This window comes from Azospirillum sp. INR13 (genome assembly GCF_015390205.1).
Classification (GTDB): Bacteria; Pseudomonadota; Alphaproteobacteria; order Azospirillales; family Azospirillaceae; genus Azospirillum.
Genome location: NZ_VUOI01000016.1, coordinates 40,283 through 66,824, shown reverse-complemented (window position 1 = coordinate 66,824; position 26,542 = coordinate 40,283). Strand labels below are relative to the sequence as shown.

At 68.3% G+C, this 26,542-nt stretch carries 21 protein-coding genes and 4 pseudogenes; 3 read left to right on the top strand and 22 right to left on the bottom strand.

Annotated elements, in window-relative coordinates:
* Positions 1–16: 16 nt before the first annotated feature.
* Positions 17–385 carry a DUF2934 domain-containing protein gene (locus F1643_RS13405; protein ID WP_194913678.1) on the bottom strand — a complete coding sequence of 123 codons (369 nt, stop codon included), beginning with the start codon at positions 383–385 and terminating at the stop codon, positions 17–19.
* 267 nt (positions 386–652) lie between these two features.
* On the opposite strand from F1643_RS13405, the gene F1643_RS23175 reads away from it, so the two are divergent.
* Both F1643_RS23175 and F1643_RS23170 read left to right on the top strand, forming a co-directional pair.
* Positions 653–1,651: a hypothetical protein gene (locus F1643_RS23175; protein ID WP_255542742.1), complete on the top strand. Its 999-nt coding sequence runs from the start codon at positions 653–655 to the stop codon at positions 1,649–1,651.
* Positions 1,648–2,262 (top strand): polysaccharide deacetylase family protein, encoded by a 615-nt coding sequence (locus F1643_RS23170; protein WP_255542741.1) that lies wholly within the window; start codon positions 1,648–1,650, stop codon positions 2,260–2,262. The genes F1643_RS23175 and F1643_RS23170 overlap by 4 nt, the downstream gene beginning before the upstream one ends.
* A 27-nt stretch (positions 2,263–2,289) precedes the next feature.
* Here the strand turns inward: F1643_RS23170 and F1643_RS13395 are convergent, their stop codons facing one another.
* From F1643_RS13395 to F1643_RS13365, 10 genes and pseudogenes are all read right to left on the bottom strand, one after another.
* Complete coding sequence (locus F1643_RS13395) at positions 2,290–2,586, bottom strand: hypothetical protein (RefSeq protein WP_255542740.1); 297 nt, start codon at positions 2,584–2,586, stop codon at positions 2,290–2,292.
* 234 nt (positions 2,587–2,820) lie between these two features.
* The gene (locus F1643_RS13390) at positions 2,821–3,225 is read right to left on the bottom strand and encodes a hypothetical protein (RefSeq protein ID WP_194913677.1); all 405 of its coding nucleotides are present in this window, start codon (positions 3,223–3,225) and stop codon (positions 2,821–2,823) included.
* A gap of 601 nt (positions 3,226–3,826) precedes the next feature.
* The gene (locus F1643_RS23165; RefSeq protein ID WP_370540586.1) at positions 3,827–4,441 is read right to left on the bottom strand and encodes an amylo-alpha-1,6-glucosidase; all 615 of its coding nucleotides are present in this window, start codon (positions 4,439–4,441) and stop codon (positions 3,827–3,829) included.
* A 5-nt stretch (positions 4,442–4,446) separates the two neighbouring features.
* Positions 4,447–5,283 (bottom strand): annotated as a pseudogene (locus tag F1643_RS23160) (amylo-alpha-1,6-glucosidase); the annotation flags it as partial.
* Positions 5,228–5,737: pseudogene (locus tag F1643_RS23155) on the bottom strand (glycogen debranching enzyme N-terminal domain-containing protein); the annotation flags it as partial. The pseudogenes F1643_RS23155 and F1643_RS23160, both read right to left, overlap by 56 nt.
* Positions 5,734–6,399, bottom strand: coding sequence for a DUF3459 domain-containing protein (locus F1643_RS23150; protein ID WP_255542752.1), 666 nt, complete (start codon positions 6,397–6,399; stop codon positions 5,734–5,736). The pseudogene F1643_RS23155 and the gene F1643_RS23150, both read right to left, overlap by 4 nt.
* Before the next feature lie 847 nt (positions 6,400–7,246).
* Positions 7,247–7,375: pseudogene (locus F1643_RS23145) on the bottom strand (hypothetical protein); the annotation flags it as partial.
* An 824-nt stretch (positions 7,376–8,199) separates the two neighbouring features.
* A complete protein-coding gene (locus tag F1643_RS13375; RefSeq protein ID WP_194913676.1) occupies positions 8,200–8,454 on the bottom strand; it encodes a hypothetical protein in 255 nt (84 codons plus the stop codon).
* Between the two features lie 18 nt (positions 8,455–8,472).
* Positions 8,473–9,656 (bottom strand): annotated as a pseudogene (locus F1643_RS13370) (zinc-dependent alcohol dehydrogenase).
* Complete coding sequence (locus F1643_RS13365; RefSeq protein WP_194913675.1) at positions 9,653–10,483, bottom strand: SRPBCC family protein; 831 nt, start codon at positions 10,481–10,483, stop codon at positions 9,653–9,655. Before F1643_RS13365 ends, F1643_RS13370 begins: the two are co-directional and overlap by 4 nt.
* Positions 10,484–10,630: 147 nt before the next feature.
* Between F1643_RS13365 and F1643_RS13360 the strand changes: the two genes are divergently transcribed.
* Positions 10,631–11,275 (top strand): alpha/beta hydrolase, encoded by a 645-nt coding sequence (locus tag F1643_RS13360; RefSeq protein ID WP_194913674.1) that lies wholly within the window; start codon positions 10,631–10,633, stop codon positions 11,273–11,275.
* Positions 11,276–11,302: 27 nt separating this feature from the next.
* Here the strand turns inward: F1643_RS13360 and F1643_RS13355 are convergent, their stop codons facing one another.
* The 11 genes from F1643_RS13355 to F1643_RS13315 form a co-directional block, all read right to left on the bottom strand.
* Complete coding sequence (locus tag F1643_RS13355; protein ID WP_194913672.1) at positions 11,303–12,241, bottom strand: anti-sigma factor; 939 nt, start codon at positions 12,239–12,241, stop codon at positions 11,303–11,305.
* On the bottom strand, positions 12,241–12,750 hold the full coding sequence (locus F1643_RS13350) for a sigma-70 family RNA polymerase sigma factor (protein WP_014247310.1): 510 nt from the start codon (positions 12,748–12,750) through the stop codon (positions 12,241–12,243). The genes F1643_RS13355 and F1643_RS13350 overlap by 1 nt, the downstream gene beginning before the upstream one ends.
* A gap of 749 nt (positions 12,751–13,499) precedes the next feature.
* Positions 13,500–18,506: a helicase-related protein gene (locus tag F1643_RS13345; RefSeq protein WP_194913671.1), complete on the bottom strand. Its 5,007-nt coding sequence runs from the start codon at positions 18,504–18,506 to the stop codon at positions 13,500–13,502.
* Positions 18,503–19,741 (bottom strand): DEAD/DEAH box helicase, encoded by a 1,239-nt coding sequence (locus F1643_RS13340; protein ID WP_194913668.1) that lies wholly within the window; start codon positions 19,739–19,741, stop codon positions 18,503–18,505. The genes F1643_RS13345 and F1643_RS13340 overlap by 4 nt, the downstream gene beginning before the upstream one ends.
* The gene (locus F1643_RS13335; protein WP_194913666.1) at positions 19,741–20,712 is read right to left on the bottom strand and encodes a hypothetical protein; all 972 of its coding nucleotides are present in this window, start codon (positions 20,710–20,712) and stop codon (positions 19,741–19,743) included. Before F1643_RS13335 ends, F1643_RS13340 begins: the two co-directional genes overlap by 1 nt.
* A gap of 309 nt (positions 20,713–21,021) precedes the next feature.
* Entirely contained in the window at positions 21,022–21,915 is an 894-nt protein-coding gene (locus F1643_RS13330) for a hypothetical protein (RefSeq protein ID WP_194913664.1), read from the bottom strand.
* 90 nt (positions 21,916–22,005) lie between these two features.
* Positions 22,006–23,169, bottom strand: a complete 1,164-nt coding sequence (locus F1643_RS13325) for an STY4851/ECs_5259 family protein (protein WP_194913662.1) — start codon at positions 23,167–23,169, stop codon at positions 22,006–22,008.
* A gap of 240 nt (positions 23,170–23,409) precedes the next feature.
* On the bottom strand, positions 23,410–23,670 hold the full coding sequence (locus F1643_RS21730; RefSeq protein WP_206692482.1) for a hypothetical protein: 261 nt from the start codon (positions 23,668–23,670) through the stop codon (positions 23,410–23,412).
* Positions 23,667–24,245 (bottom strand): hypothetical protein, encoded by a 579-nt coding sequence (locus F1643_RS21725; protein ID WP_206692481.1) that lies wholly within the window; start codon positions 24,243–24,245, stop codon positions 23,667–23,669. The genes F1643_RS21730 and F1643_RS21725 overlap by 4 nt, the downstream gene beginning before the upstream one ends.
* 332 nt (positions 24,246–24,577) lie before the next feature.
* On the bottom strand, positions 24,578–25,237 hold the full coding sequence (locus tag F1643_RS21720) for a DUF262 domain-containing protein (protein WP_206692480.1): 660 nt from the start codon (positions 25,235–25,237) through the stop codon (positions 24,578–24,580).
* A 222-nt stretch (positions 25,238–25,459) separates the two neighbouring features.
* A complete protein-coding gene (locus F1643_RS13315; protein WP_194913661.1) occupies positions 25,460–26,401 on the bottom strand; it encodes a C-terminal helicase domain-containing protein in 942 nt (313 codons plus the stop codon).
* Between the last annotated feature and the right edge of the window lie 141 nt (positions 26,402–26,542).

The following is a 26,542-nucleotide window of genomic DNA, read 5'->3' as shown; positions in this document are numbered from 1 at the left end:
AACCGGATGGTGACGGCTACGCCCGGCGGCGGGTCTTCTTGCTGCGGTTGGGCGGCACCGCGGTAGAGGCCGCTTCCTCAGGCGTCGGCCAGGCTTCGCGGTCGCCGCGCATGGGCAGGCCGAACTCGTCGCCCTGATCGGCCAGCCCGGGCTGTTCGCCCTGGTTGGCTACGGCCAGCACCGGCTCCACCGGTTCGGTCCGCATCGCCGTCGCCTCCGGCCCGCCGGCCGGGTTGGGCTTCAGCGTATCCAGGTAATTGTCCTGGATCGCGATCTCTTCGCTCGCCAGTTCCCAATTGGCTTCGGCACGTCCCTCCGGCCGGCCTTCGCGTTCCCAAATCTCATGCGCGCGCCGACGGATGCGGCTTTCCAAATCCTCGGCCATACGGGTCCTCTCCTTCACGGCTGGGGTTTCCCCTAATGAACCCCGCCACGGCCCTGCCGGTTCCGGTCCCGTCCTTGTGCGCCGGTCGCGCCGCGTGGCTGGCCGCAAGGCATCCCACCGTTTCCGAATGGCAACGCCTGCCCGAAATCCGCCTGAATTGCCCCAATTCGGCCGCTTGTCGTTTGAATTAATACCTTTGGGATGATATTGCACCGCGATCAACCGGCGGTCCCGCAAATTGTGGCTGGGCCAAGCGACGGGACCGATATGTTGCGCATCTTCCGGCCGAACGCCGTCTCCATCGCCTTCCCCGTTCGGGCAGCCGGCGCCGTCCGCGGCCTGATGAGCGCCGCGCTGCTGGCCTGCCTTCTCGGCCTGCCGGCCCTGCCCGCCGCCGCCGCGCCCGACACCCGTCCCCAGCGCCCGCCCGTCGCCAAGGCGGAGCCGGAGAAATCCAGTGCCGCGCCCGCGAAGGCGGAAGACAAGCCGGCCAACGGGCCGATTCTGCAACTCGGCATCTATTCCCGCGACGGCGACGCTTGGTGGAGTTGGAAGAGCCTGCAGCGGCGTCAGCCCGAGCTGGCCGCGGGCCTGACCGCGACCGTCACGCTGCTGGACGGCAAGAGCGAGGCCGGGGGCGTGGCGCTATACGCCCAGGTCGCCAACGGGACCGATCCGAAGGTGCTGTGCCGCCGCATCCTCGGTGCAGGCTTCGGCTGCCTCGTCGTCGACCGTCCGCCGGCCTCGGCAACGCCCGCTCAGGCAACACCCGCTAAGGCAGAACCCCTCCCCGCCGCCACCGCCAAGTCCGCTCCCGCCAACGCCGCTCCCGACACCAAGGGTCCGGCCGCTGCCATGGTCGCCGCACCGGCACCTGCGGCGACCGAGCCGCCCAAGCCGCCGGCCGTGACCGTGGCCGTGGCGCCGCCCGGCCCCGCCGCCCGCCCCGCCGCCCACCGAGGCGAAGCCACAGCCTGCGGTCAAGCCGGAGGCGCCGTCCGGGACGACCACCTCCGTCCTGGCGCCGATCGGTTCAGCCGCCGCCGCGCCGCTGCGCCGCCGCCACCGGCGGTCGCCGCCGCCATCCCGCCGGCCGAAGGGCTGATCATCTACAACGAGGAAGACGCCCGCACGATGGCGGACATCGAGCAGCACAGCCGCCGCAAGGGCCGGCTGCGCTCGGTGATGCCGGATTCGCGCTATGACGTGATGCCGGCGACGCTGAAGAAGGAAAAACTGGAACCTCTGCGCCCTGACCTTCGATGATGGGCCGCCACCGCACGGTGACCCGGCAGGTCCTGGACATCCTGAACCGGGAGGGCGTGCGCGCCACCTATTTCCCGGTCGGCCGCATCGCCGAGCGACAGGGCGAACTGATCCAGGATTTCGTCGCCGGTGGGCACGAGATCGGCAATCACAGCCTGACCCACTCCGACCTGCGCAAGATGGACGCGGCGGCCGCACGGTACGAGATCGTCGAGACCAACCGCATCCTGCGGGAATTCGGCGCCAATCCGGTGCTGTTCCGCCCGCCCTACGGCCGCTATTCGGAGGAGCTTCTGGCCGTCGCTCGCGAGGAGCGCATGGGGTCGGTCCTGTGGTCGGTCGATACGCGCGACTGGCAGGTGCGCAACGCCGACAAGATCGTCAGCCAGATCAAGCTGGGCGGCATGCCGGGCAACGTCTTCCTGATGCACTCGACCTATCCCAGCACCGCGCAGGCTCTGCCGCGCGTGATCGCGGAGCTGCGGGCCAAGGGCTGCGAGTTCGTCACATTGTCGGAGTGGTTGGATCGAGCCCGCAATCTGGCCCTGCCGAAGATCATCAACGCCGGCATGCCGGCGCCCGCCGGCGGCACCCCGGCCGACCGCCGGTAAGGAGCGGGAGCGCCCTGCCGGGTGCCCTTACCGGGCGCTCTTGGCATCCTGCTGCTTGCGGTTCTGTGCATATTGCCGGATCGCCCCGTCCACCTCCGGCGGCAGGATCGTCCAGGTGGCGCCGAAGGTGGGCCCCTTCACCTCCACCACCGCGACGGTCGCGGCAAAGGCGAATTTGCCGGCCGGATCGTCGACGCGCACCGACACCCGAGCATTCTGGCCGACGATCAGCGATCCGTCGAAGCCACGGGCGACGAAGCCCTTGGGCGTCAGCGATACGATGGGAAAGCTCTTGCCGTCGCACTCTACGACACTGACCGCCATGCGGCCGGCCGCTTGGCCGGCTTCTGATCCTTCACCGTGACCTTCAGGAAGTCGAAAAGCCCCATCCCGCGCCCCCAGAAAACCGCCCCGCACAGCCAGGGAACGGGCGAGTGCCGCCCATCTGCCATCCACCTGCCGTCCATACCCGCGATTAAACGCGGGCACGATGCCGGGGGCAATCGATTCCTGCCTTTGGGATAATCCGTTCAGGCAAAACCCTGATCGGGTGGAAGCTCAGCGGCGCAACGTACCCTGCATGTCCGCCCAGGCGCGATGCGCCCGCCTGGCCGACAGCAGGGTGAAGGGCAGCAGGGTGACGAGGACTATCGCCATTCCGGCCATGATCGACAGCGCCCCCAACGCGTCGGAGGCGGGAAGCCGCGCCGCCAGACCGGCCAGCAGATGCAGGATCAGCGCACCCAGCACCGACGCCGCCAGCAACGGGCCCATAAGGGCGGTCAGCAGGGCCACGGTACCCGCTTGCCGGGGCCGCCCGGCACTCTCGCCGCCGTTCTTCGGCCAATCGGCCCCGACAGTCGCCGACCGAACAGCCGCAGAGCGGATCGCCGCAGACCGGATAGCGGCGGACCGGACCGCCGGGTACGGCATGCCGGCGACGCCTCGCACAACGCTCCGCATGGGCACCTCCGTTCTGGCTGTTCTTCCACATGCCCGTTCGACCGCACCCGACCGGCCATCCAACCGTATTGCCAACTGGATTGGTCGGGGTACCGAAGGAACCGGTGCGGGAACTATAGGATGCTTTTTCCGGGTTGGCTAAAATCCAAACCGATTACCCCCTTGCGCATGTCCCTTGCCGCATGCCTGCCTAAAGTACAGACATCGAAGGTATGGGTTCGGTTGTGTGGGCACGTCATAAGCCATGGCCGCCGGCAGAACCCGCGGTCTCCACAGAGGCTGTGGATAACTGTGTGGGCAAGCCGTGGGCAGCCCCGATTCGCACTAGGCGATTCAAGGCTCCCGTGGTGTTTGCCCAAAAATCAGGCATTCCTGTTAAAACGATTGATCTTTAACGATAAACTTCCATTCGTAGCCCAGGGGCTTGGCCGGCGTGTCAACCGAAATCTGTCACATTCCGCCATGCCCCTGGATTTCACACCCGGTTGTGCCCTGTTGACAACTGCCTCCAAGGGTATTGCACCATCGTTACGGGTGGAGCGACCTTGGTCCGCCGCCCTATGACCTTGGTAAAGAAGCGGCTCCGCCACCTTTGTCCCGCCTAGCCGTCGGACTTCACCCAACAGCGCAGCACCTCCGCCACGCTCCAGGCCTGGGATATGCAGCCCCGCGGGGTGAAGGGGGGTTCCGCATCGAAGATCTCGCTGACGGTTCCGATGCCGGCCTCGTCCAGATGCGGCAGGAAGCCTTCCAGCAGCCGGCGCGCTCCCTCCTTGTCCTGCGGGTGCAGCTTCAGCCACGCATCGACGTAGGGGCCGATCAGCCAGCCCCAGACGGTGCCCTGGTGATAGGCGGCGTCGCGCGCCCGCAGGTCGCCGAAATACTTCGCCTTGTAGTCGCGGCAGCCCGGCGCCAGCGACCGCAGCCCGACCGGGGTCAGCAGGTGCTTGCGCACCGTCTCCACCACCGGCTCCCACCGCTCGCGCTCCAGCACCGGATGGTCGAGCGAGACGGCGAAGATCTGATTGGGCCGGCAGGCGATGTCGTCGCCATGCTCGCCATCCACCACGTCGAACAGGTGCCCCGCCGACGGACACCAGAACCGCGCGTTGAAGGAGGCGCGCGCCTGGTCGGCCAACTCCTCCAGCGGCCGGGCGCGGCCTCGCCGTCCTCCTCGCGCAGCCAGTCGGTCATCAGGCGCAGGGCGTTGTGCCACAGCGCATTGATCTCCACCGCCTTTCCCCGCCGCGGCGTGACGACCCAGTCGTCCACCTTGGCGTCCATCCAGGTCAGCTGGTAGCCCTCCTGCCCCTGGCGCAGCAGCCCGTCCTTGGGATCGACGCAGATGCCGAAGCGGGTGCCGCGGCGGTGGAAGTCGATCACCTCGCGCAGCTTGGGCAGCAGCAGGCGCAACGTGTCGCGGTCTCCGGTGACGCTCAGATAGCGGTGCAGCGCGTGGAAGAACCACAGCGTCGCGTCGGCGGTGTGGTACAGCCCGCGATCCTTGCCGTCGGGGAACATGTTGGGGATCAGGCCATCGCGGATGTAATGGCCGAATGTGTGCAGGATCCAGCCCGCCTCCATATGGCGGCCGGTGGCCAGCGTCAGCCCTTCCAGCGCGATCATCGTGTCGCGGCCCCAGTCGGTGAACCAGTGGTAGCCGGCGATCACCGTCCGCACCTCGTCCCCCTCGGCCCGCGCCCGCATCTGGTCGGCGACGCGGCCGGCCGGCACGAACAGGAAGCTGTCGGCGGACAGCACCAGTTCCGCCATTGCACCATGCCGCAGGCTGGGATGGGCGTTCTGGATGATGCGGCGGCGGCGTTCGGTCTCGAACCCCAGCACGTCGGTCGGCGGCAGCGCCTCCAGCCGCCACCACTCCTCGGTCGCGGCGGCGAAGGTGATGCTCTGTCCGGCCCCGACCTCGCCGCTGAAATAGCCGGGCGTCCACAGCGAGCCGCGGGCCTGGTAGCCGCGCTCGTCCTCAACCCGGTAATAGACTTCACGGCGAACGCCGCCGTCGAGCGTCATCGGGAAGTCGCCCCCCTCGATCGCCATGCGCAGCACCGGCAGGTCGGGGCCGGCCGACACCTCGTAGCGCTGGCCCGCTGCGGTGATGCGATAGGCCCCGGCCAAGGGCTGGTTCCACCGCCGATTCCAGCGTGCGGAAGGCCAGCACCGGCCGCAGCCGCAGCTGTACGGGCTCCTTGGCCTCAAGCACGCGGTAGGTGACGTGGACGATGTTCTGTCCGTGCGGCAGGACGACCTGCTTCTCGATCACCGCACCACCGGCCCGGAAACGCCAGACGGGAAGTCCCGCCTCCATGCGGAATTCCTGCAAGGCGGCGGTCTGCGCATCCTCCCGCGGGTCGCCGTTCGCTTCGCGGCTGCTCAGCCAGTATTCATGGCCGTCGGCGTCGACGACGACGTCGCTCAGCTGGCTCAACATCAGCACCCGACCCAACGGAGCGGGCAGCGCCGCGATCAGAAGCCCATGGTAGCGCCGGGTCACCGCCCCCGATACGGCGCCCGAGGCATAGCCGCCGAGGCCGTTTGCGACGAGCCATTCCCGGGTTCCCGTACTGTCGGGACCGGTGGCCAGCACGTCATGCGACAGGGTGCGAATGAAATCAGCCATGGTAAGCCTACGATCTGCTTTCGGTTTCCTACCCTTTGGAAACCACGATGACGGGGGTTTGTGTTGCCCCCGGTGCCGTCGCTTTTCGTCGGAAAATCCTCCGCCGGGCCCAAAACCAGGGCGGCTTGCCCCGGAAGCCGCCACGCGCCGCACGGCTGTTCCACCGACGCCGTGCCGCAGCCGCCATAGATCGGCTCCTCGCTCGACCACAGAACCGTCCAGGCACCGTCCCGCGGCGGCGCGAGCAGCGGCTCCGCCAGAACCCTCAGGGCCAGGTCGCGCCCCAGATTGACCAGCAGCAGCCGGTCGTCGCCCTCCTCCTCGCCGAAGATGCGCAGGACGAAGGCCTCCTCCCCCAGCACGGCCCCGTCCAGCCCGCCGACACGCTGGGCGGCGAAGACCCGGTCCTCCCGGCGCAGGCGCAGAAGGTCGCGGTGCAGCGCCCAGACATGTGCGTTCGTCTCCCGCTCGCCATGATCCAGCTTGCAGCGGGTGAAGCTCTCCTCCGCTTGCGGCTTGGGCAGGCCGTCGCGCATCGGCGAGGAGGCGATGCTGGGAAACTGGGGCCAGGAACTCCGCCCTGCCCTTTTCGACCAGTTCGGCCAGTTCCGGCTTGTGGTCGGCGAAATAGAGGAAGGGGGTGCCGGCGGCGAACTCCTGCCCCTGGAACAGCATCGGCGTGCCGGGGCCCAGCAGGGTCAGCGCCGTCATCGCCCGCAGCCGGCCCGGCGCGGTCAGCGCGTGCACGCGCAACCCGCGGCGGAATTGGCGATCTGGTCGTGGTTCTGCAGGAAGGTGACGAAGGCCGGCCGCCGCAGGCCGAATGCGGGCATGCCGCGCCGCTTGCCCTGCCAGCGATACCACTGCCCCTGATAGAGAAAGCCGTGCTTCATCGCCGACACGAACTCCTGCGGCGTGCCGCGATAGTCGGTGTAGTAGGCCTCCGTCCGGCCGGTCAAGCGCCACCATGGCCGAATGATGGAAATCGTCGTTCCAGATGGCGCAGAGCCCGCAGCCGCCCTCGTCCGCCGGCTTCACCATGCTGGCGTGTTGCGGCTCATTCTCCCCCACCAGGATGGTGGCGCGTTCGCCGGCTGCCTTGCGAACGGTGCGGGAGATCTCGGTCAGGATGTGCGGTTCGCCGCTGTCGAAGATCGACTGGGTCGCGTCCAGCCGCAGACCGTCCAAGTGATATTCTTCGATCCAGAAGGCGGCGTTGGACAGGAAGAACTCCCGCACCGGTGCGGAATTGGGACCGTCGAAGTTGATCGCCTCGCCCCACTCGTTCCTGTAACGGTCGGTGAAATACTCGTCGGCGAAACATTTCAGGTAATTGCCGTCGGGACCGAGGTGGTTGTAGACGACGTCGAGAATGACGGCGAGGCCCAGCCGGTGCGCCTCGTCCACGAATCGGCGCATGGCGTCGGGATCGCCGTAGAGCCGGGTTGGCGCGAACAGGTTCACCCCGTCATAGCCCCAGCCGAAGCGGCCGGGAAACTCCGACACCGGCATCAACTCCAGCACCGTGACGCCGAGGTCGGCCAGCGCCGGCAGTTCCCGCAGCGCCGCGTCCCAGCCGCCTTCCGGCGTGAAGGTGCCGATATGCATCTCGTAGATCACCTGTCCCTTGATGGACCGGCCGCGCCACTCCCGGTCGGTCCAGGCGAAGCGGCGCGGATCGACCAGCTGCGAGGGACCATGCGGCCCGTCGGGCTGGAAGCGCGACAACGGGTCGGGATAGAGCGTCTCGCCGCCATCGAGCCGGAACCGGTAGAGCCCGCCGGCCTCCAGTCCCGCCACGGCGCCGGAGAAATATCCGTTCCCCTCACCCTCCAGCGCCGTCACCCGCGCGTCCGGTTCGACCACCAGTTCGACCCGCTTGCCTTGGGCGCCCAGACGCGCGCATGGGCGCCGCCCGGCTGTAACTCCACCCCGATCGGCCAGCGGCGCGAGAGGGTGGAGCTAGGCTGTTCGACGGATGAAACTGCGGCGGAGATGCTCACGGCGACTGGCCCCCGAAGGTGTGAGGCGGACTTGCCTTACGGTCATGGTCAACAGGGGCGGAGCTGCGTGGTCACGTTGCGAGTGGGGGAAATTGTCTCGGAGGCTATGGGGTTTTCGGGGGAGTGTCGGCTTACGATTGCCCCCACCCCAACCCTCCCCCGCTGGGCGGGGGAGGGGGCAAGTGCTTGTTTGGCGGAGTGGCGGCAGTCCCTCCCCCGCCCAGCTCTCGCACAAAGCTATGCTTTGTGCTGACGCGGCAGGCGGACCGTAGGTCCGCTGAGAGCGGGGGAGGTTAGGTGGGGGTCTAACCACGCAAGGAACCAACCGCCCGCTCAAACCCGCTCGCCGAAGCTCCCTGCGGCGGCGTCGATCACCAGGGGGTGGGCGCGGAGCGCGGTCAGCGCCGCTTCCACCTTGTCGTCGGTGACCTCCAGCGTCACCAGCACGTCCGAACGGTCGCCGCGTTCGGCATCGCGCTCCTCCCGCCCCGTCTGCACGACGGTTCCGAAGCGGTCGCGCAGGCTGCCGACGATCTCGGCCTCCACACCGCGACCGCGTTCGGCGGGATAGGCGTAGACCAGTTCCATCGCGCTCTCCCTTCTCTTCTAACCTTGCGGAGCGAAGACGACGCGCATGCAATCGTCGGTCTTCTCCTTGAAACATGCGGTAGCCCTGCGGCCCTTCGTCCAGCGGCATCCGGTGCGTCAGCAGGTATGACGGGTCCAGCTCGCCCTTGCGGATGTGCTCGAACAGCCGCTCGGCATAGCGCTGGCCGTTCTGCTGGCCCATGCGGAAGGTCAGGCCCTTGTTCATCGCCGCCCCCATCGGGAACTTGTCGATCAGCCCGCCATAGACGCCGACGATCGACAGTGTGCCGCCCTTGCGGCAGCTCTCGATCATCTGGCGCAGCACAGCCGGCCGGTCCGTCTGCAGCCCCACCGCCTGCTTGGCGCGGTCGTAGAGGTCCTCCACCGGGTTGGATGCACTGTCGGCCTCCATGCCGACGGCATCGATGCACACGTCGGGACCGCGCCCGCCGGTCATCGCCTGCAGCGCGTCGAAGATGTCGACCCGACTGTAGTCCAGCGTCTCCGCCCCCGCCTTCATCTGGGCGGCGCGCAGCCGATCGGGGAAGCGGTCAATGCCGATCACCCGCTCCGCTCCCAGCAGATAGGCGCTGCGAATCGCCATCTGGCCGACGCCGCCGCAGCCCCACACCGCCACAACGTCGCCGGGCTTGATGCCGGCCATGTCGGCGGCCATGTAGCCGGTCGGCACCGCGTCGGACACGAACAGCGCCTTCTCGTCGCTCACCCCTTCCGGAACGCGGACGGCGTTGAAGTCGGCGTAGGGCACCCGGACATATTCGGCATGGCTGCCGGCATAGCCGCCGAAGGCGTGGCTGTAGCCGAAGATGCCGGCGCCGCAATGACCGTAGGCGGTGCGGGCATAGTCCGGGTTGGGGTTGGAGTTGTCGCACAACGAGCTTTCGCCATGCTGGCAATGGCCGCAATGGCCGCAGCCGATCACCGAGATGGTGATGACCCGGTCGCCGCGGTTCAGATAACGAACCTCCGGCCCCTTCTCGACGATCTCGCCCAGGAAACTCGTGGCCGATGATGTCGCCGGGCCGCATGGTGGGGACATAGCCGTCGATCAGATGCAGGTCGGACCCGCAGACAGACGACAGCGCCACCTTGACGATCACGTCATGCGGATTGACCAGAACCGGGTCGGGCACGCGCTCCACCCGCAGGTCGTTGGTTCCGTTCCAGCAGAGCGCCTTCATTCCATCGCCTCCCGAAACGGGCCGTTGGCCGCTCCATTCCCACTGCCGTTCCCGCGGGGCTGGCGGTCGATGGTGGACAGCTCTCCCGTCTCCACCCGCTGCTTCAGCCGGCGCAGCGCCTCCTCCGCCTGCGCTTCCGGGGTCACGCCCAGACGCGCCGCGACCTCCGTGGCCGGAACGCGGTAGACCAGCGTCAGCCGCACCTCCGTCCCGCGGTCGCCCGGTGCCGGGGTCAGCATCAGCGAGGCACGGTGCGGCAGCGCCGTCTCGCCCACCGTATGCCAGGTCAGCAGCCGGTCCTCGTCGACGCGGTCGAGCACGCAGCGCCAGCTCAGCGCCTCCCCGCCCGGCGTCCCCCCGGACATGGCGATCCAACGGCTTTCGGTGGCCGACAGCACGTCGACCCGCTCCAGTTGCGGCATCAGCTTCGGCAGGTTGGCGAAGTTGCGCCAGAAGCGGAACACCGTCCCCGGTTCCGATGCGATGGTGACGACCGCCTGCGTGCGCTCCGGCGTCAGCGACCGCCGCCGCGATGCCGGGACATGGCTGCGCCAGCCGCCGGAATCGGGCGCCGGGCGCAAGGAACGGCCGCCGAAGGGCCGCAGCCCCAGGGCGCCGGCGGCGAACAGGCCGGCGCCGCCCAATGCCAGCATCGCTCCGCCCCAACCCGACCGCTGGAGCCCCAGCACGCCCAGCGCGGTGCCGCCCACCATGGCGAGCCAGCGGCCGCCGGTCGCGGCATCGCCCGATCCGATCAGGCTCAAGCCCGAACGCAGGGAGTCCGACTGTGGCCAACGGCCCCGCCCGGTCAAACTGTTCGACGCCATCGCCGCTCCTTTCCCGTCTGTGCAATGCCTGTGGACAGAGAACAGCCGGGTTGCGGCTTCGTTGCCTTACGCATGACCTGATGCGCGGCAACCCTGCGGCGTTCCGGTTGTTACCATCGGCAGCAAAGATCGGAAGGGAGGACGGCCGTGCCACTTCTGGACGCCACTGTGGGCATCGCCGACACCGAAGGGTTCCGGCCGGCATCGCTGGAAACCGACCGCGGCCCGGTGGAGGCCCGCTACTACCCGGTTCCGGACGGGGAACTGGCGGTGCTGTGGGTCGGCGGGGTCGGCGGCGGTTTCGACACGCCGGCGCGCGGGCTCTATCCGCGGCTGGCCGCAGACCTGACCGCCGACGGCATCGCGTCGCTGCGGCTGCGCTTCCGCGATCCGCGCGACCTGGAGCAGGCGGTGTACGACGTGCTGTGCGGTCTGAGCTTTCTCGGCCGCCAGGGCATCCACCATGTGGCGCTGGTCGGCCATTCCTTCGGCGGCGCCGTGGTCATCCAGGCGGCGGCCTCCAACCGCGGCGCCGTCTGCACCGTGGTTGCGCTGGCGACCCAGGGGTACGGCACAGACCCGGTGACCGATCTGGCCTGCCCCATCCTGCTGGTCCACGGCGAAGCGGACGAGATCCTGTCGCCCAGCTGCTCCATGCACGTCCACCGCAAGGCGCGGGAGCCTAAGAAGCTGGTCCTGGTCCCCGGAACCGGCCACGCGATGGAGGAGGCGTCGGAAGCGGTCTGCCGCGAGGTGCGCGACTGGCTGAAAGCGTATCTGCTGAAACGGTAAGGGGGCGTCCGAGACGCCCCCTCCCCCTCAGCTTTCCTTCGGCTTGTGCGTGTCGCTGACCGGCTGCACGCCGGCCGGCTGCTCCTGCTGCTGCGGCTGGGGTTGCTGTTGCTCCGGCGGCGGTTCGCGCCGCGGCGGGCCGGCCTTGACGTCCTGGTAGACGGCCTTGGCGATCTCCAACAGCTCCTCCTTCGACAGCCGGCCGGCCAGCGCATAGGCCAGCTGCCCTTCCACCCAGTAGAAGGTGGCGACATCGCCGTTCTGGGTGAAGCTGAAGCTGGACTGGTTGCCGCTCTGGGGAGCGCCGACGAACAGGGTGATCCGCTTGTTGGCGTCGTTGGCGTACATGTACTGCGCGCCGGCGCCCATGTCGGTCGGCAGCGACCGGCCACCGATCAGCCGATAGCCGACGCGGCCCAGATCGGGACCGAACACGTCGCGGCCGACCCGCTTGGAGAGCCAGCCGTTCAGTTCGTCCTGGTTGTCGGCGCCGAGTTCCACCTGGAAGCGTTCGTCCGACGTGTAGAAGCGGTGCGCCTGGGTGGCTTCCTGGGCGAAGGTGGCGAGCGTCTGGCGCTGCTGGGCGACGGGCGCGCCGGCCTGCTGCTCGGCGCCGCGGCCCATCCAGCCGCCGGCCGCACCGGCGACCACCAGCATCACCGCGGCGGCAAACCGGACCAGCGGGCGGGCGTGCCAGGCCGGACGGTTGTCGTTGAAGGCGATGCGCCCCTTCAGCTTGTCGGACAGTTCCTGAACCGTGTCGCTCGGCGGCTCGCGCAGGACGGTGTCGAACATCTCGTGCAGAAGCATCGCCTGGGCGCGGTAATCATCCGCCCGGCGCGCCGCGTCGGGATCCTCGGCCAGCCATCGCTCCACAGCCAGACGGCGGCTGCCGTCCAGCTGTCCATCCACGTAAGCGTGGAGTTCGTCCTCGGTGACCCGTCCAGTAGCCTGATGCGCGTTCATCACTTCACCCGCCGGAGGGTGACGCCACCCTCGTTCGCCAGTTTCGCCCGCACCGCCTCGCGCGCCCGTGACAGGCGCGACATGACGGTCCCGATCGGCACGCCGAGCATGTCGGCGACCTCGTCGTATTTCAGGCCCTCCAGCGCCACCAGAAGCAGCACCTTGCGCTGTTCCTCCGGCAACTCGTCGACCGCACGCATCATCTCGCGCAGTTCGACACGCTCTTCCTGCCGGGCCGGGGTGACCAGCTTCGATTCGACGTCGGCGACGTCGACCTCCTGCGGCCGGGCGGCCTTGGATCGGACCTGATTGACGTGGACATTGTGCAGGATGGTGAAAAGCCATGCCCGCAGGTTCGTCCCCGCCTGGAAGCTGTCGGCACGCGCCACCGCGCGCGTCAGCGCCTCCTGCACCAGATCCTCCGCATCCGCACCGTTGCGCATCAGCGCACGCGCGTAGCGCCGCAAGGACGCGATGTGGACTTCCAGATCGACCCCGAATTTGCTCAACCGCGCACCCGATCCTTACCGATCACGCCACGGCTCACGCCATGGCCTCACCCTCCGGCCGCAAGGCCGGACGGGACGACACGGCGTCGCATGTCCAGGGCCGGGCCGGCCCGTTCGGCCTTTCAACCGAAGCGGAGACCCGATGCATATGGGTGCGAACGCGCGCCGCGCATCCTTTATTCCAGACTTTCTCGGGCTTGCAGCAAAATTTGTGGGGAACCGCCAAGCTTGTGCCGAAAAGGCTTCAGGCGGGGCGCGCCGATGATCCCATACGACACTGTTCGCGACATCAGCCCTGGGACTGCGCGGGTGCGTCACTATGGCGGAGGATTCAACTGATAGGAAAGGTTGGTGGGCCCGGCCGGATTCGAACCGACGACAACACCGTTATGAGCGGCGGCAAAATATCCGGACAGCGCCGGAAACGCTAGGGTTTCTCGACGAAGCGCTCAAGATGGCTGCAAGCGTTTCCGCGCCCTTGAGTGTGGTTGCGTGCCGCTTGCGTGCCGCCAATCGCCAACTGCTTTTCTGGTGCCTGTTCTGGTGCGTGCCGAGCGGGGACCTACTCACTTCTCCTCAATGAGAACGGTCTTGTACCCAGGCCATCAACGGCTTGCTCGGCACCAGCCAGCGCCCTGCACTTCCTCAGAGCAGAACCACCATTCGCCCTTCCTGGTGTCCATCTGTGACCAGTCGTAGATTACGATTCCGGGCTCATGGTGGATGCGATCACCTAACGTGGACCTTGATCACCTCGGATGCTCATTTCCTTGCGTCGCACCGGCCGTCGCGGCGAGGACGATATCGAGCACGAAGATCGGCATCGGGTGCTCCGTGCGGTTGCGAATGTCAAAGCGCGCATTGAGCAGAGCCCGGCTCTGCGCATCAGGGCGTGCCGTGAAGGGGAACATGACGGAACGCGTAGTTTCCCAATGCCCGAAGCCCTGGTCGAGGTGAATCTTCAGCTCCCCGCCGTTGTCCCAGCGTAGGTACAGGGTACGGCCGTGCGGCAGGTCCCGAATCTGTCCGGTTTCGATGCGCCCGCGCAGGCCGATGTCGGCGAGCGCCGCCTCGACCACAGCGTCCCTGTGATCAACATGCGCCCAATCATCTCGCAGTTGGACCGGCGGCGGAGCATGGTCGAAAGAGCGGCGGCCACGCGTCCGCACGAGAACATCCACTCGTCCCGCCGGACCGGTCGCCGCCACTGGCCGCAACACCTCGCAGAGCAGGCGTACCGGCAGGGGGCTGGAGAGGTAACGGTCGTGGTAGACGACCTCGACGAGGCGCCCGCCCGACTGCAACAGCTGTCCAATCTCCGGCTTCCGTTCGAGGACCAGCGCCCAGAAGCGTCGGCCAAAACCGTCGACGGAACCGTTGGCTTCACCGCCCATCTCGATCAGGTCTGCCCGTTCCGTTTCCGTCCTGAACAGCTCGTCCGGATCGAGGCGCCGGGCCGGGCCGGTGCCCAGTCCCGGTCCACGTCCAACGATGACCGGAGCATCGTGTCCTTCCCCCCAACCCGCATCGGGCACCCGCGCCGCAGGATCGGCCACGGCCCAGACTTCATTGCCAAGGGCGCTACGCACCTGGGCGAGAACCGCTGCCCCGCTGGCCTCGGGCAGGGCCGGGGCGGAGGACAGTCCGGCGCGTGACCGCTCCAAAAGGCTGCGCAGTGCGACCTTCTGTCCGAACGTCAGCGTCGCGGCCGTGCTTTCCAAGACGGTCAGCACGATGTTGCGATCCTTGGCCCCCCACTTTTCCAGCAGAGGGCGGGCAGGCCAGGAGACAAAGTCCCAGTCGGCGGGCGAGCCGCCCAGCCAGAGTTGGAGAGCAGCGTCTGGACGCGCCTGCATCGCCCGGTCGATCGCCTGGACCAGCGGCCGCACCTCGGCACTGGACACTCCCGAACCGAAGAAGGCCAACTCCGCCGGCAGGTCAAGCCGGCGCAAGACGGAGTTTCGCAGGAACTCCCGCGCCTTCCGCCGGTCCAGCTTAGGCTCGTCGTACTGAGTATCACGGGACAAGAGACAAGCGTGGCAGGACGAAAGGCAATCGGGGTTCCGGCAATCGAGGATCCTGTCGGCGTCCCGAAGGAGGTCGTCCACGAACTCACCGGCAGCGCTGGAGAACCCGGCGCCCCCCGACGCCAGATCGTAGAGGAACAGGGAGTAGCATGTCCCGTGCCCCTCGGCGCGGGACAGCACCGATGCCCACCCGAGTTCCGAAAACTCGACACCCAGGCGGCGCGCCAGCGCCTCGCGCAAAGCCACCGCAAGCGACGTCGCTACGGCATCGTCCATCAACTCCGGCATCTGCAGCTCAAGGACGTCCGTGCCGATGCCGTGGCCCAGCATCAAATGGCGCTTGATGCCGAACGTCGCGTCTGCGCCCGGGCAGACGCCGTCATGCTGCATCGCCTTCGTCGCACCGCGCAAGGGCAAGTGATTGACAAGGTCCTTGGGCATGACCGCGTCCGGTTGTCCAGCCCGCGCGCCCTCGGCGGCGGCGCGCCCACAGTGCAGACAGACGGCGTAGCCATGGCCACCGGCACCAGGTGCGAAGTGAAACACGTGCCCGGTCCGCGTCACCCGGAAGCGCCCCAGCTCCGGATCCGGCAGCGACATCCACTGACCGCTGCGCGCGGAAATCCAAGGCTTGATCGGCTGGAGGTAAGTCGTCTGCGTGATGTCGGCGTGGGGTTTCTCGCGCAGGTCGACCGAGAAGCCGGCCGGCTGGAGATAGGTGTAGGTCTCAACCGCTTCGCTGCCGCAGGCGCTGCACAGCTCCGGCTGCGTAGGCGCGGTGTCCGTAACACCGCAGCTCGGGCATTTCCAGGCGAACCCGATCGCCTGGATCTCCCGCACCCCCTCGTCCGAGGCGGGACGCTTCCAGTTCAGTGTCACGCCCGCCGACCGGTAGACCAGACCGTCCACGACAACGTCCGACCCTGGCGCGTAGTCGCGGATCGCCAAGTTGAGCTGACGGGTCGGATAGCCGCGTGCCGTGAACCGGTTGTCGTCGCGGGAGCCGCCGTCGCCCTCCGCTTCCGCCAGCCGGACGGCGGTCGTGTTGACGAACGAGACAACATCCGTCGGAAAGCCGTAGCCGGGCAGCACGCTACGCGACGCAAGCTCAGACAGGAGATAGGCTCCCCGCAGGCGTTTGAGCTGGACGTCCAGCGCCTTGCGGGCACCATCCTCGGTGGTGGCAAGCGCCGCCCTGGTGTCCTTGAGCGCCTGCCACTCACGCCGCCAGGCGGCGGTGGCCTCGGCGACCGCGACCGCCGTATCGAAGCGGAGACCGGCGCGGCCCTCCAGACAAGTGCCGGACACAAGCACCGTGACGTCAGTGGCGACCCGCTCCGGAAGCCCGGCCGGGTTTTCACACCAAGCCTGGAACGCAGCGACGAGCGAATCGTCGCGCCCTTCGGCCTCCGCCTCGGGAGACGGCTCGAAGAAAGCGCCTGCCTCCAGTTTGGGGATGTTCGATCCGGTGGCATGGTCCCGGAGGAAGGCGCTGAGCAGCAGCGCGTTGACGTGCCGCTGTACGATGACCGGGCTGTCCAGCGACACCGACGGCGGCCGGATGGTGTGCCGGAAGGGCCAGGTCGGCTCGCGGAAGACCGCCCAGCCCAGCGGGTTGTCCTTGCAGAAGGTGAACCCGATCGCCAGTGCCTCGCCGCGGCGCCCTGCGCGGCCGACGCGCTGGCGGTAATTCGCCGGGGCCGGCGGGACGTTGGTCATGACGACGGTCGAGAGGCCGCCGATGTCGACGCCCATCTCCATGGTCGTGGAGCAGTTGAGGACGTTGATCCGGCCCTCCTTGAACGCTCGTTCATAGCGCTTTAGGCGGCTGCTCGGCTGTTGCGCCGAATGCTCGACCGACCGCACGTAGGGAGCGCCCTCGGTGATGCGGTCGTGAAGGTTCGTCCAGATGCCCTTGTCGCGGGCGGCAAGCACCCGTTCGTCGCGGGAAAGCCAGTCCTTGACGGCATCCGCCGCGATCTCCGCGCCATCCCGGCTTCGCCGCCACGGGAAGGGCAATCGCGGCAGCAAGACGGGTTCGCAGCGCAACGCCTCGATGCGCGAGCCGAGCGGCATGTAGGGCGTGATGCCGAGGAAGGCGCGATCCAGCACCCGGCGGGTCCTCGGGCAGAGCCAAGCCTTCTCGATAGGAGCGAAGCGGGCCTTGCGCAGGTCGAGCACGAAATCCGGGCGTTGGGGATCACGCAACCCGAGGAGCTGGCCGTAGGCGGCGTCCAGGCACTCGTTGATTCGGTCGCGATCCGCGGGGTCGGCGAGGTCCAGCCTCAATCCAGCAGCCAGCAGCCGGATGATCCCGCTGGTGTGGCTCGCCCGCGTTGCCCGGGGCCAAGCGATCTCGCCACTCCGTACGGCCGCCGGCTCACCCGGCCGCTTCAGCCGCTTGGTGAAGATCTTCCGGCCGATCCAGTGCGCGAGCTTGGGTTCGAGTCCCACCACCGACCGGCCGCGGATCAAGTGCGTGACCACGACGTAGAGGAAATCCCGCCACTCCGCGATCCCGAGTCCGCGTTCGACGAACGGCCCCGGTACCGTCGAGGGCTTGAGGTTCTCAATCGTGTCGAAGCGAAGCGACACGAGTCCCATCGTCTCGGCGCTGTTCTGCCGCTTCGGCCGGCGAACGAATTCGCGCAGGAGCTGGAAGTCGGCCAGACGCGAGGGGTCGCTGAAGTCGCTGTCGTACCGCCGCCAGAGATCAACCATCGACTCCCGCAGGTCATCCAGTCCGGCCAGGACCTGCTGCACATCCCGCCATGCCGGAGCCGGAACGTCAGCCTTCAGGACATCGATCTCGCGCTGCTTCTGCTCGTACAAGGCTCGGATCGCGTCGACGTGCAAGGCTGCCTCGAACGCCTTCATCTCGGTTTCGATCTTCGCGATCTCGGCCTCGCGCCCACCCGCGGCGGCGGCCTGGACGGCGTGATAGATGGCGCCGCGAACGAAATTCCGCTCGCCGTCCTGCTGAAGCTTCGCTGCGAACCGCGCGGTACCCTGGCGGCTGTCGGTGAAGGTGATGAGCTGGCGTCCGTCGAACGGCAGGCGCTCCTCGCCGCCCCGGGCAGGCGACGCCTCCAAGAGCTGTGGCACGGCGTTGCCGAGCAGGAAGGGCGCGCCGAACCGTGCCGGGCGGAACAGGTCCGCCGCGGACGCGTCACGTCGGCATCCACAAGCCGGGCATTCGCCGTCGTGACACAGCCCCACCGGCAGCGCGCCCTGCGCTTCGCCGTCGAGCAGGCGCGACTGCGTCCCGTCGAGCCAAGCACGCTTGGCATCGGGATGCGCGGGATCGACGATGAGCCGCCGTGCCAGCGCGATCGCCGCATCATCTCCGTCTTCTCCGCCATCGCCGTCCCCGTCACCCTCGGCCACTGGCGGATCGATGTCCTGGCTGAACTCGTCAACGTCCTCCAGAGTCCGGCAGGCGCGCAAGGTGCCGTCCTCGGCCTCCTCGGCCATCAGCAAGGGCACGCCGCAGTCGGTGCAGGCGACGATCTCGAAGGCCGGCGTGTTGCAGTGCGGGCAGCGTTCCGTCTCGTGTGCGAACACGGCGCCATAGCGCCACGCAGGGGTGTCGAGAGGCGTCCCGTCACGCCCCGGGCAGCCCGGATTCACGCAGGCCCGGAAGCCGGCCTGCGCCCGGTGGAACAGGTGGAGGCGCAGCGGCAGGAAGGGATGCCCGCCGGCCCGTGCGCGTCCCGCCTGCTCGATCATGGCGAGCGCCCTTTCCCGGCGCGCCGCGTCGTCGCCGGCTCGGCCCGGTGGCCGAGCACGATGCCGGCGGCATCGCTCAGCTTCATCGGCGCATCGACAAGGCGGCGGCGAAGATCGCGCATCGCCGGATCCGCCGCCAGCCGGGCGAAAGCCTCCTCCGGCGGCAGCGCCGCGAGATCCGCCGGGGAGCCCGCGTCCGCGTCGAGCAGCCGCGGCAGGTCGGGCACTGCGCGTGCGCCGGTGATCACCAGAACCCGATCCTCCGGAACCCCGGCCAGATCGGCCAGAAAGCGGCGCAGCCGTCCTTCGACCTCCGGTCCTTCGCCGATCGTCGCCGACGTCGCGACGAAGCGCACCTCGGTTCCGTCAACGCCGAATGCCTGCATGACCCGGCGCAGCAAAAGCGCCAGCTCCGCCGCCTGCGAGCCGATGTAGGTGTGCGCCTCGTCAAGCACGATCCAGCGCAGCTTACCCCGCGACTTGGCGAGGATCGGCGCGTCCTCGGTGCGGACCAACATGTATTCCAGCATGGTCACGTTGGTGACCAGGATCGGCGGGGGGGCCTGGCGCAGCCGCTTGCGCGAGAGAACCTCGGAAGGACGGCGCCGCTGCTCGTCCTCTTTCGTCTCATTCGGCGTCTCGCCGTTGTAGAGACAGAAGCGCACCCGTCCGTCGAACCCGTGTGTCCAGTCGGTCAGGCGGTCGCGCTGGCTGTTGATGAGCGCATTCAAAGGGTAGAGGAACAGCGCCTGCACGCCGGTCAACGCGCCGCCCCCAGCCGCCTGCCGGGCGAGGTCGTTGAGAATCGGGATAAGGAAGCACTCCGTCTTACCCGACCCCGTGCCGCTGGCGACCAGCACCGAGCGTGGCGGATCCTCCGCGAGGCGCCGCCAAGCCTCAAGCTGGTGCGTGTGGGGGCGCCAGGTCTTGCCGAACCGGTAGGGTTCCCGGTCCGGGTCGGGGCGCTCCATGCCCTCGCCATCGAGGATCCGGACAAGCAGCGGGTCGAGCAACCCGCCAGCAAGCTCCTCCATCGTGCGATCAGCCGGCTGCCAACCGAATGCGGCCTCGAGAACCGGGTCGGCGAGGTACGAGTCACCCAACCCGGGGAAGTGGACAAGCTGGTGGCGCAGGTGTTCGCGCAGGGGCTCCGACGCGAGGCCGCTCTGGCTGATCACTGCATAGGCGGAGCGTTCGGCGAGGGCGGAAAGCAGGCTGTTGAGGGAGGTCTGCATCAGTCGCTCCAGGACGGGATCATGTCCGGTTCGGATAGGGTGAGGCCGAGGGCAAACGCATAGGCGTCGTCGAACCACTCGGGATCGAAGGCGCGGCACAGGCGCAGCGCACGGAGCGTACCGCCGCCGACGCGGGTTCCCGCAGCCGCGATGCGGGCGGCGGCGAAGGGAGCGTCGAGCACAGGGCGAACCGACTCCGGCAGGTCAAGATGCTCCTGCGGAAGCCCAGTGACCGTGTCGCGGAAGTCGGGACAGACCGGCCACTCCGGCCCGTCGTTCCGGCGCCTGACGGCCATGCGCAGGTCGGCCAGCCGCGCGGCCACGGAGTTCCGAACGAAGGGCACGCGCAAATGGGCCAGAGTGCAGTCGTCGACCCGCGCCCGTCCCAAGTGCTCGCGGACGAGAACCGAAGTGCAGCTCAGGGCTGGATGCTCCTCCTCCACCTGCACCAGGGTGGCGTCCACGACGCGCGCGGCGAGGGAATGCGCAGTTTCCTCAGCCTGCCCTCCCGTAGTCAGAAGCGTAATGAGGCCGCGCTCGACCGTGGCGAAGGCGCGCAGCCAGGAGCGGATTGGCAGTGCTGCCCACAGGAACGGCAACTCGTCCTGCATGGCAAGGATACTTCCGACCAGGGGGGCGGGTGCGCGAGCCAAGAAGACAAGCAGAGCCTCCGGCCGCTCCGACAGGCGCTGCAGTACGTTCAAAGTGGCGAACGGGAGACGCCCCTGGATCGTTTGCAGCCATCGGTCGACTTCCTGCCAAGCGTGGTGCATCGGATCGGCAGTCAAGGTGTCGAGCAGCCTACAGAGCGCCTCCTGCCGCTCGTTGTAATCAGTGATGCGGCTGATGGCGGAAAGACTATTGGCAGTCACCGGCTGCTCGGTCCCACCTCCCGTGAAGGCCGTGAGTTCGGCCAGCGGCACGGTGCGCGGCCGGAAGCGGTGTCGGCCACTCACACGGCCGTAGATCAACCACGACCCCGGCGTGCGGCCATTCTTGCGGAACAGCCAGGACGGGGGATCCGTCCTCACCCGGCTGCCCGACCGGCAGGGGCTCCTCGGGCGTGCCGGGGTCGGCGAACGGCCTGCAGACGAGTTCGATATCCGCGCGGTCGGCCTTGTCAAGGGTAGCAAGGCCATCTTTACCGATGCCGACCCGTTCGCCCTGGATCGTAAGCTCCAGGTCGACGCGGCTCACATGCACCGGAGCGCTCTCGATGCCTGCGCAACGGACGAAGAGTTGGACAACGGCATCCAGCTCCTGCGACGCTGCCAGCAGGTTCAGCAGCGATGCACGCAGCGTCGCCAGAGAACAAGCCCCTGGAAGCGGTGCCTTATCCAAAGCCGCCGCTCGTCGGGAAGGTCGGGCGCCCTCAGCCATCCGAAGATCTCGGCGTCGCCTCCGGGATCGGCGAGCGCGCGCACGCCGTGGAGCTGGTCGAGATGCAGCCGTGCGCGTGGCGGCATCCAGCGCCCGCGCGCATCGATGAACCCGCCCCCGCGCACCGGGAAGTGCAACAGGCAGCACACGTCACCCTGCCCCTGCCAGGACGCGACGACGGACACCCTGCTCGGCGGCTTGCCACTCGTCAGAAGGCGGATGGCCGTTCCGCCATCCTTCCGGTCGACCATGTGCTCCACGCCCGAGCCAAGCTCGGTTCGTTCGACGCGCAGTTCGGCGTCGCCAAACCCCTCCAGCAGCAACCGCCCGCTGCTGGCCCCCTCAGGCTCCGTCCGCACCCGCGCGGTCTCCGGCAGCACGGCGAGGCGGAGGCGGTCCAGCGCCTCTTCCGCCCGTACGAGAACGATGTCGAGGAGCCCCAGTGGCCACGAGCCGTCGTGAGGAAGCGGACGCCAGGGACCGCCGCGCGCCGGCCTCCAGCGGAGGTCGCCGACGGGCACCGGCCTGCCCGACGCGGCCGGGCCACCGCTCATCTCCAGCAGGAGCGGCCGGCCGACCACGGTCAGGGGGGCCGCGACGTCCCATGCTGGCGGTCGCCCCTCGACGGTCAGGCGGCTGCGCTCTTCGTCCTCGCTGCGCGTCCGGAAGACAATGGAAAGCCCATCCCCGCCACCGCCTGCCCAACGAACGGTCCCGGTGATCTCGTGGAGCGTGAGGTCCGTCCCGGCGACAGGTCCCAGCGCCCGCACCGTGGCCCCATCGGCGGGAACCAAATCCGCGCCTCCTCGGCAGGCAACATAGAGGCGCTCCTTGCGGTGCGCATGCTGCCGCCGCCGACCAACCGGAGCCTCGTCGGCTCGACGTCATCGTCCGCGGCGTCGAAGACGAGCGGCGGCTGCACCGCCGGTTCGCCGCCGCGCGACGCGAACGTGTACACGGTGGGCGCCGTCCACCCGAAGGCTGAGCGCGGCCGGCGCTTCGAGCGGCCAAGCGACCATCCTCCGCGCCGCTGAGAGCGGCTCGACACGCCACTCCTTCCGGTCCGCGCCTTCGGCCTGCAAAAGGGCGAGTGGGCTTGGCACGAGACCTTCCAGATCGCCGGCCGCGCGTAGCCGGGCGCGCGTGGCGGTTCCGGGAAGCGCCTCCAGCGGGACCGGGCCGCCGCGGGACAGGATGCCATCCATGGTGAAGGCCAGCATCGGCCGCCACGCCGCGCCGTCGTTCACCAGGATGCGGCCGACCAGAGCGTTCAGACCGGGAGCGCGGCTGCGAAGGGCCACAGTCTCGCGGATCAGCCCGGCGAGCAGGCCGCGTGCCGCGTCGTCGTCGACGGGCAGCGGCAGTTCGTCCCGCCACCGCGGCGCGTTCGCGTCAAGCCAAGCGACGGCGTCGGCAGCCGGCACGGAAGCGGGTATTCCATCGCGCCGGCACAGCACCGCGGCGAGCAGTTCGCCGATCAGGGCATGGACCTCCGGCCGGCGGAAGCTCGCCGGCAGAACGTGGGCGTGCTGCTCCGACAGGCGCCGCCCCAGCTCCGCGTCGGGACCCAGGCGGTCAAGTTCGCCGAGCACCCGACGCAGGTGGTCCGTCAGCCTGCCCTTGCCGGCGGCGAGCAGGCCGAGGGGAAGCCCGCCCTCCAGGACCAGGGTCAGCAGGAACTCGCGGCCATGGGCCGAGCGACGCAGGTCCCGCTTCCAGAACGCGAGGCCCCGCGTCGTCAGCGCGCTCGCCGTCTGCCAGTCGTAATCGGTTCCGAGGTCGTGGAACACCGGCTCCCACCCCCAGGCGCTGCCGTCATAGCGGCGGCGCCACCACTCCGCGGTGAAGAGGCAGAACAGGGCGGCCAAGTGGCGCTCTGCCGACGCCCCCGCGATCCCGGCTTCAGTCAGCCGGCTCGTCAGCGCTGCCAGCTCCGCGTCGGTGCAGCGGTACGCGTGGAGCGGGCGCCCGTCCGGTTCGGCGAGGGAGCGCTCCGAGAGGAACTCATCGTTCAGCCAGCGCATGGCGAGATAGTCCGCTTTGCTCACGGTCGGCAGCTCCCTTCGGGATTATCGTTCTTGTCCGTCGATCCTCGGGCCACCCGCTTCCTCCTGCCTCCGTCAGGTCCAGCGGGAGCTTGGGCTGTGACAGTCCCTCCCGAAGGTCGCCTTCCGGCTCGTTTCCTCGTGGCACGGAGAGGCGATATCTTTGCTGTCGTACGGCATCACACGATCTCCAGCTCGGTGACGTCCTCAGCGGCGTCCAAATCGACGGCGTCCTGCTCGGCCTCATCCGTTCCCGTGTTCGTCCACGATGGCCTTGCCCATGGCCGCAGAGACGACTCCCGCGAGCGCTGCAATGCGCGCCTCGAAGAAAGCGTCGAAGTCGTCGTTGCGCAGGTGAACCGGGTCTATGAGGTGGGTTCGCAGGATCTCGTCCAGCGCATCGGGGCTGATTCCCTGCCGCTGCTCGATCCGCCTCAGGTAGGCCGAGGGCGCGTCGCCACCGATGGCGATGTTCGAGGCCTTGGAGAGCGGCGTCTTGTTCACGATGGAGTCGAAGACGCCCGGCGGGATCCCCTTCTTCCTGCACCAGCTCTGCGGAAAATGTGATGGATGTCGATCTTGTCGTTGAAGAAGGTCATCAGGTCCGTTGGGCGGCCGTTGATGAAGTCGCGGCAGCCGGAGCGCATCAGTAGCGCGTGAATTCCCTTGTAGGCGGCGGAGATGCGCGTTCGCAGCGAGCGCAACCGGTCGCGCTGGAACAGCGCCTCGTCAATGGAACGCGGATGGCCGGCGAATCCGGATAGCCAATCCACCAGTTCCGGGACGTCACGGGCAAGGCGAGATTCCGTGCTCGATCCGTAGAGTTCACCCAGCGTCACCGACCAGAACCAGCGGGACAGCTTCTCCTTCGTCGCGGCCGTCTGCGCCGGCTTACCGAGAATGGCGAAGGTGGCGGCGAGCCCGACGATCTGCGGCGGATAGGGCACGTCGCGGTGCCAGATGATCTTGTGCTCGTTCAGGAAGCCGGCGGCCTCGACGAAACCCCGCTCCACAGCGTCGGCGTGCTTGCGGTAGGCGTGCAGGGGCAGCCCGAGCAGCGCGTCGCGGTTGCAGCTCACCCGCGGCAATTCCTTCGCGTCGGGCCGGGTCCTTGGTCTTCGCCAGCTCCTCGGCGCGGGCGAGCCGCACCTCGCGCGTGTGCAGAAGGGTGCAGGCCTGGAGGAAGTCGGTGCTGGCAATCTCGGCCAGCACGTCGCGCCGGTTGGGCGAGCCGATGAGGCGGGCGCGGCGTCCGGGTGTCGCCTTGTCGGCGGGACCGGCCCAGTCCTCCCGCAGGTCGAAGCCGCTGGCCGCGTAGATGGCGGTGACGAGTTCGAAGGCGTCGAGCTTCTTGCCGCCGACGTTCACCTTCTCGAACACCAAGCAGATGGCCTCGCGGCTGTTGCTGCGGTCAAGGCGGATGATCGGCATCTTGTAGCGGGTGACGCGGGTCGACGACCCCGCGGTCGAAGTCGCGTTCGAGGTCGGAGACGTCACGGCCGCGCGCCTTCCAGTAGTCGCGCCAGTCGTAGAACCAGTTGCGGCTATCGAAGATGCAATTCAGCGGGAAGGCGTCGTGCTCGAACTGTCCCTCCGGCGTGGACAGGTCGAGCACGATCTCCTTGCCGAAGTTGCGGCGGACGATCCTGTCGGCAGGGACGCCGATGATCGCGTCCTCGAACTCCATGCCCGCGGCAACGGCCGCCTTGATGTCCAGGAAGTAGAAACGCTCGACCTCCGTTCCCTTGGGCGTACGGGTGCGGACCGGCGTCGTCGAGCGCGTCGCCTGGTACAAGGAGGTGACCCGCTGTTGCCCATCCAGCAGCAGTTCCGTCGGCCGCACGTCCTTGGCCGGGACTCCGGCCAGCAGGCGGGGCTTGAACTCGATTTCACCGCCGGTCTCCAGCGTGAGCAGGGCGCCCACCGGGAAGCCCTTGGCCACCGAGGCGACAAGACTGCGTACGTCGGAGTCGCCCCAAACATAGTCACGCTGGAATTCGGGGAGCTGGAGGCGCCCCTCCTCCGCCCAGCGGAGGATATCCTTCAGGTCTTCCTTGGTGGAGTCGAACATCAGTCTGCCTTGCTGGTTGCGAAGGACCGGGGCCGATTCGCCAGAGCGCCTCGCAGAGAAAATCGAGGATGGCCGTTCAAAGAGACGTTCGCTTATCGAGCCACTGTGTCGCACGCTCTCGCGAGGCTCAGCGAAACGGAAGGGGGGTGGTGGGGAAGACTGGAAGCGGTGCTCCCCTTCACCGGAGCGGCGTCTACTGTTGGATCGGCCGATCTCGCAGTGTTATGCGCGAGCGGCGTGTGACGGTCGTTCCCACAGGCATACCTCACTCCCCACTTTATCTTTCGGGGTACGGTAACGAGGAAACTTGGCCAAATCCAGCAACACCGCAGATTGAACCGCAGATATCTTCGCCTCGCATACTGCGATATGCAGCAGCGTCAGGAAACCGGTGCGTTGAACAGCTTCGTTCCGCTCCTCGTCAGTTGCAGCAGGTGGCATCAGCGCGTCCCGGAACAAGCGCTGCTTGCGGTTCAATAGAGCGTTGAGATTGCGGCCGAAGGCCGCGCACCCTTCCCGCAGCACCGCCATGGGGATGTGAATGTGCACCGGCCGCGTCTGGCTGATGCGCAGCACGCGGCCGGTGCACTGGTCCTCCACCGCCGGGTTCCACCAGCGCGAGAGGTGGACGACGTGGTTCGCCCGCGTAAGCGTCAGGCCGACGCCGCCGGCACGCGGCGACAGGATCATGGCGTCGAAGCCGTCGGGACCAGCCTGGAACCGGTCCACCCGCGCCTGGCGGACGCCGCCGGCCACCTGCCCACTGATGATCATCGGCGGTGCGGCGAGCCGGTAGCGGCGCTGGATAACGCCGGCCAAGCGGGCCTGCATGGCCAGATCGTCCAGGAAGACCAGGGCGCGCTCGCCGCTCGCCGCAACCGCGTCGAGCGCCGCGAAGGCACCTTGGAGCCGCGCCGACGCGGCGATGAACGCGTCGTCGGATTGCGGGACATCCGGATCCGGGTGGAGCAAGATGGCGCGCAGCCGTTGCAGAGCTTCCAGCACGGCGCCGGGCTTGTCGTCGCCGCGGGCGGCGGCGATCACCTCCTCGTACGCGGTACGTTGGGGCGCCGGCATCGGTGTTTCCCGCACGTCTTCCCAAGGGACCGGTAGGTCCGGCAGTCGGTCCTGCTTCAGCCGGCGGGCGGCGGCGAGGTCGTTCATGGCCGCCAGTGGTCTCGACGGTGGCCGGGACGGGGACGGTCGTACCATCCACCTCCACAGGCACCGATGGGCGGCCGGCGCCGATGGCGTCCTCCACCCGCGCCCGCAGGACATGGACATCCTCCAGGGACAGGGGGGTAT

Coding starts and splice junctions, on each gene's coding strand:
- F1643_RS13405 (WP_194913678.1), bottom strand. CDS start 385: ATGGCCGAGGATTTGGAAAGCCGCATCCGTCGGCGCGCGCATGAGATT.
- F1643_RS23175 (WP_255542742.1), top strand. CDS start 653: ATGTTGCGCATCTTCCGGCCGAACGCCGTCTCCATCGCCTTCCCCGTT.
- F1643_RS23170 (WP_255542741.1), top strand. CDS start 1,648: ATGATGGGCCGCCACCGCACGGTGACCCGGCAGGTCCTGGACATCCTG.
- F1643_RS13395 (WP_255542740.1), bottom strand. CDS start 2,586: ATGGCGGTCAGTGTCGTAGAGTGCGACGGCAAGAGCTTTCCCATCGTA.
- F1643_RS13390 (WP_194913677.1), bottom strand. CDS start 3,225: ATGCGGAGCGTTGTGCGAGGCGTCGCCGGCATGCCGTACCCGGCGGTC.
- F1643_RS23150 (WP_255542752.1), bottom strand. CDS start 6,399: ATGCGCGACGGCCTGCCCAAGCCGCAAGCGGAGGAGAGCTTCACCCGC.
- F1643_RS13375 (WP_194913676.1), bottom strand. CDS start 8,454: ATGGAACTGGTCTACGCCTATCCCGCCGAACGCGGTCGCGGTGTGGAG.
- F1643_RS13365 (WP_194913675.1), bottom strand. CDS start 10,483: ATGGCGTCGAACAGTTTGACCGGGCGGGGCCGTTGGCCACAGTCGGAC.
- F1643_RS13355 (WP_194913672.1), bottom strand. CDS start 12,241: ATGAACGCGCATCAGGCTACTGGACGGGTCACCGAGGACGAACTCCAC.
- F1643_RS13345 (WP_194913671.1), bottom strand. CDS start 18,506: ATGATCGAGCAGGCGGGACGCGCACGGGCCGGCGGGCATCCCTTCCTG.
- F1643_RS13340 (WP_194913668.1), bottom strand. CDS start 19,741: ATGCAGACCTCCCTCAACAGCCTGCTTTCCGCCCTCGCCGAACGCTCC.
- F1643_RS21720 (WP_206692480.1), bottom strand. CDS start 25,237: ATGTTCGACTCCACCAAGGAAGACCTGAAGGATATCCTCCGCTGGGCG.
- F1643_RS13315 (WP_194913661.1), bottom strand. CDS start 26,401: ATGAACGACCTCGCCGCCGCCCGCCGGCTGAAGCAGGACCGACTGCCG.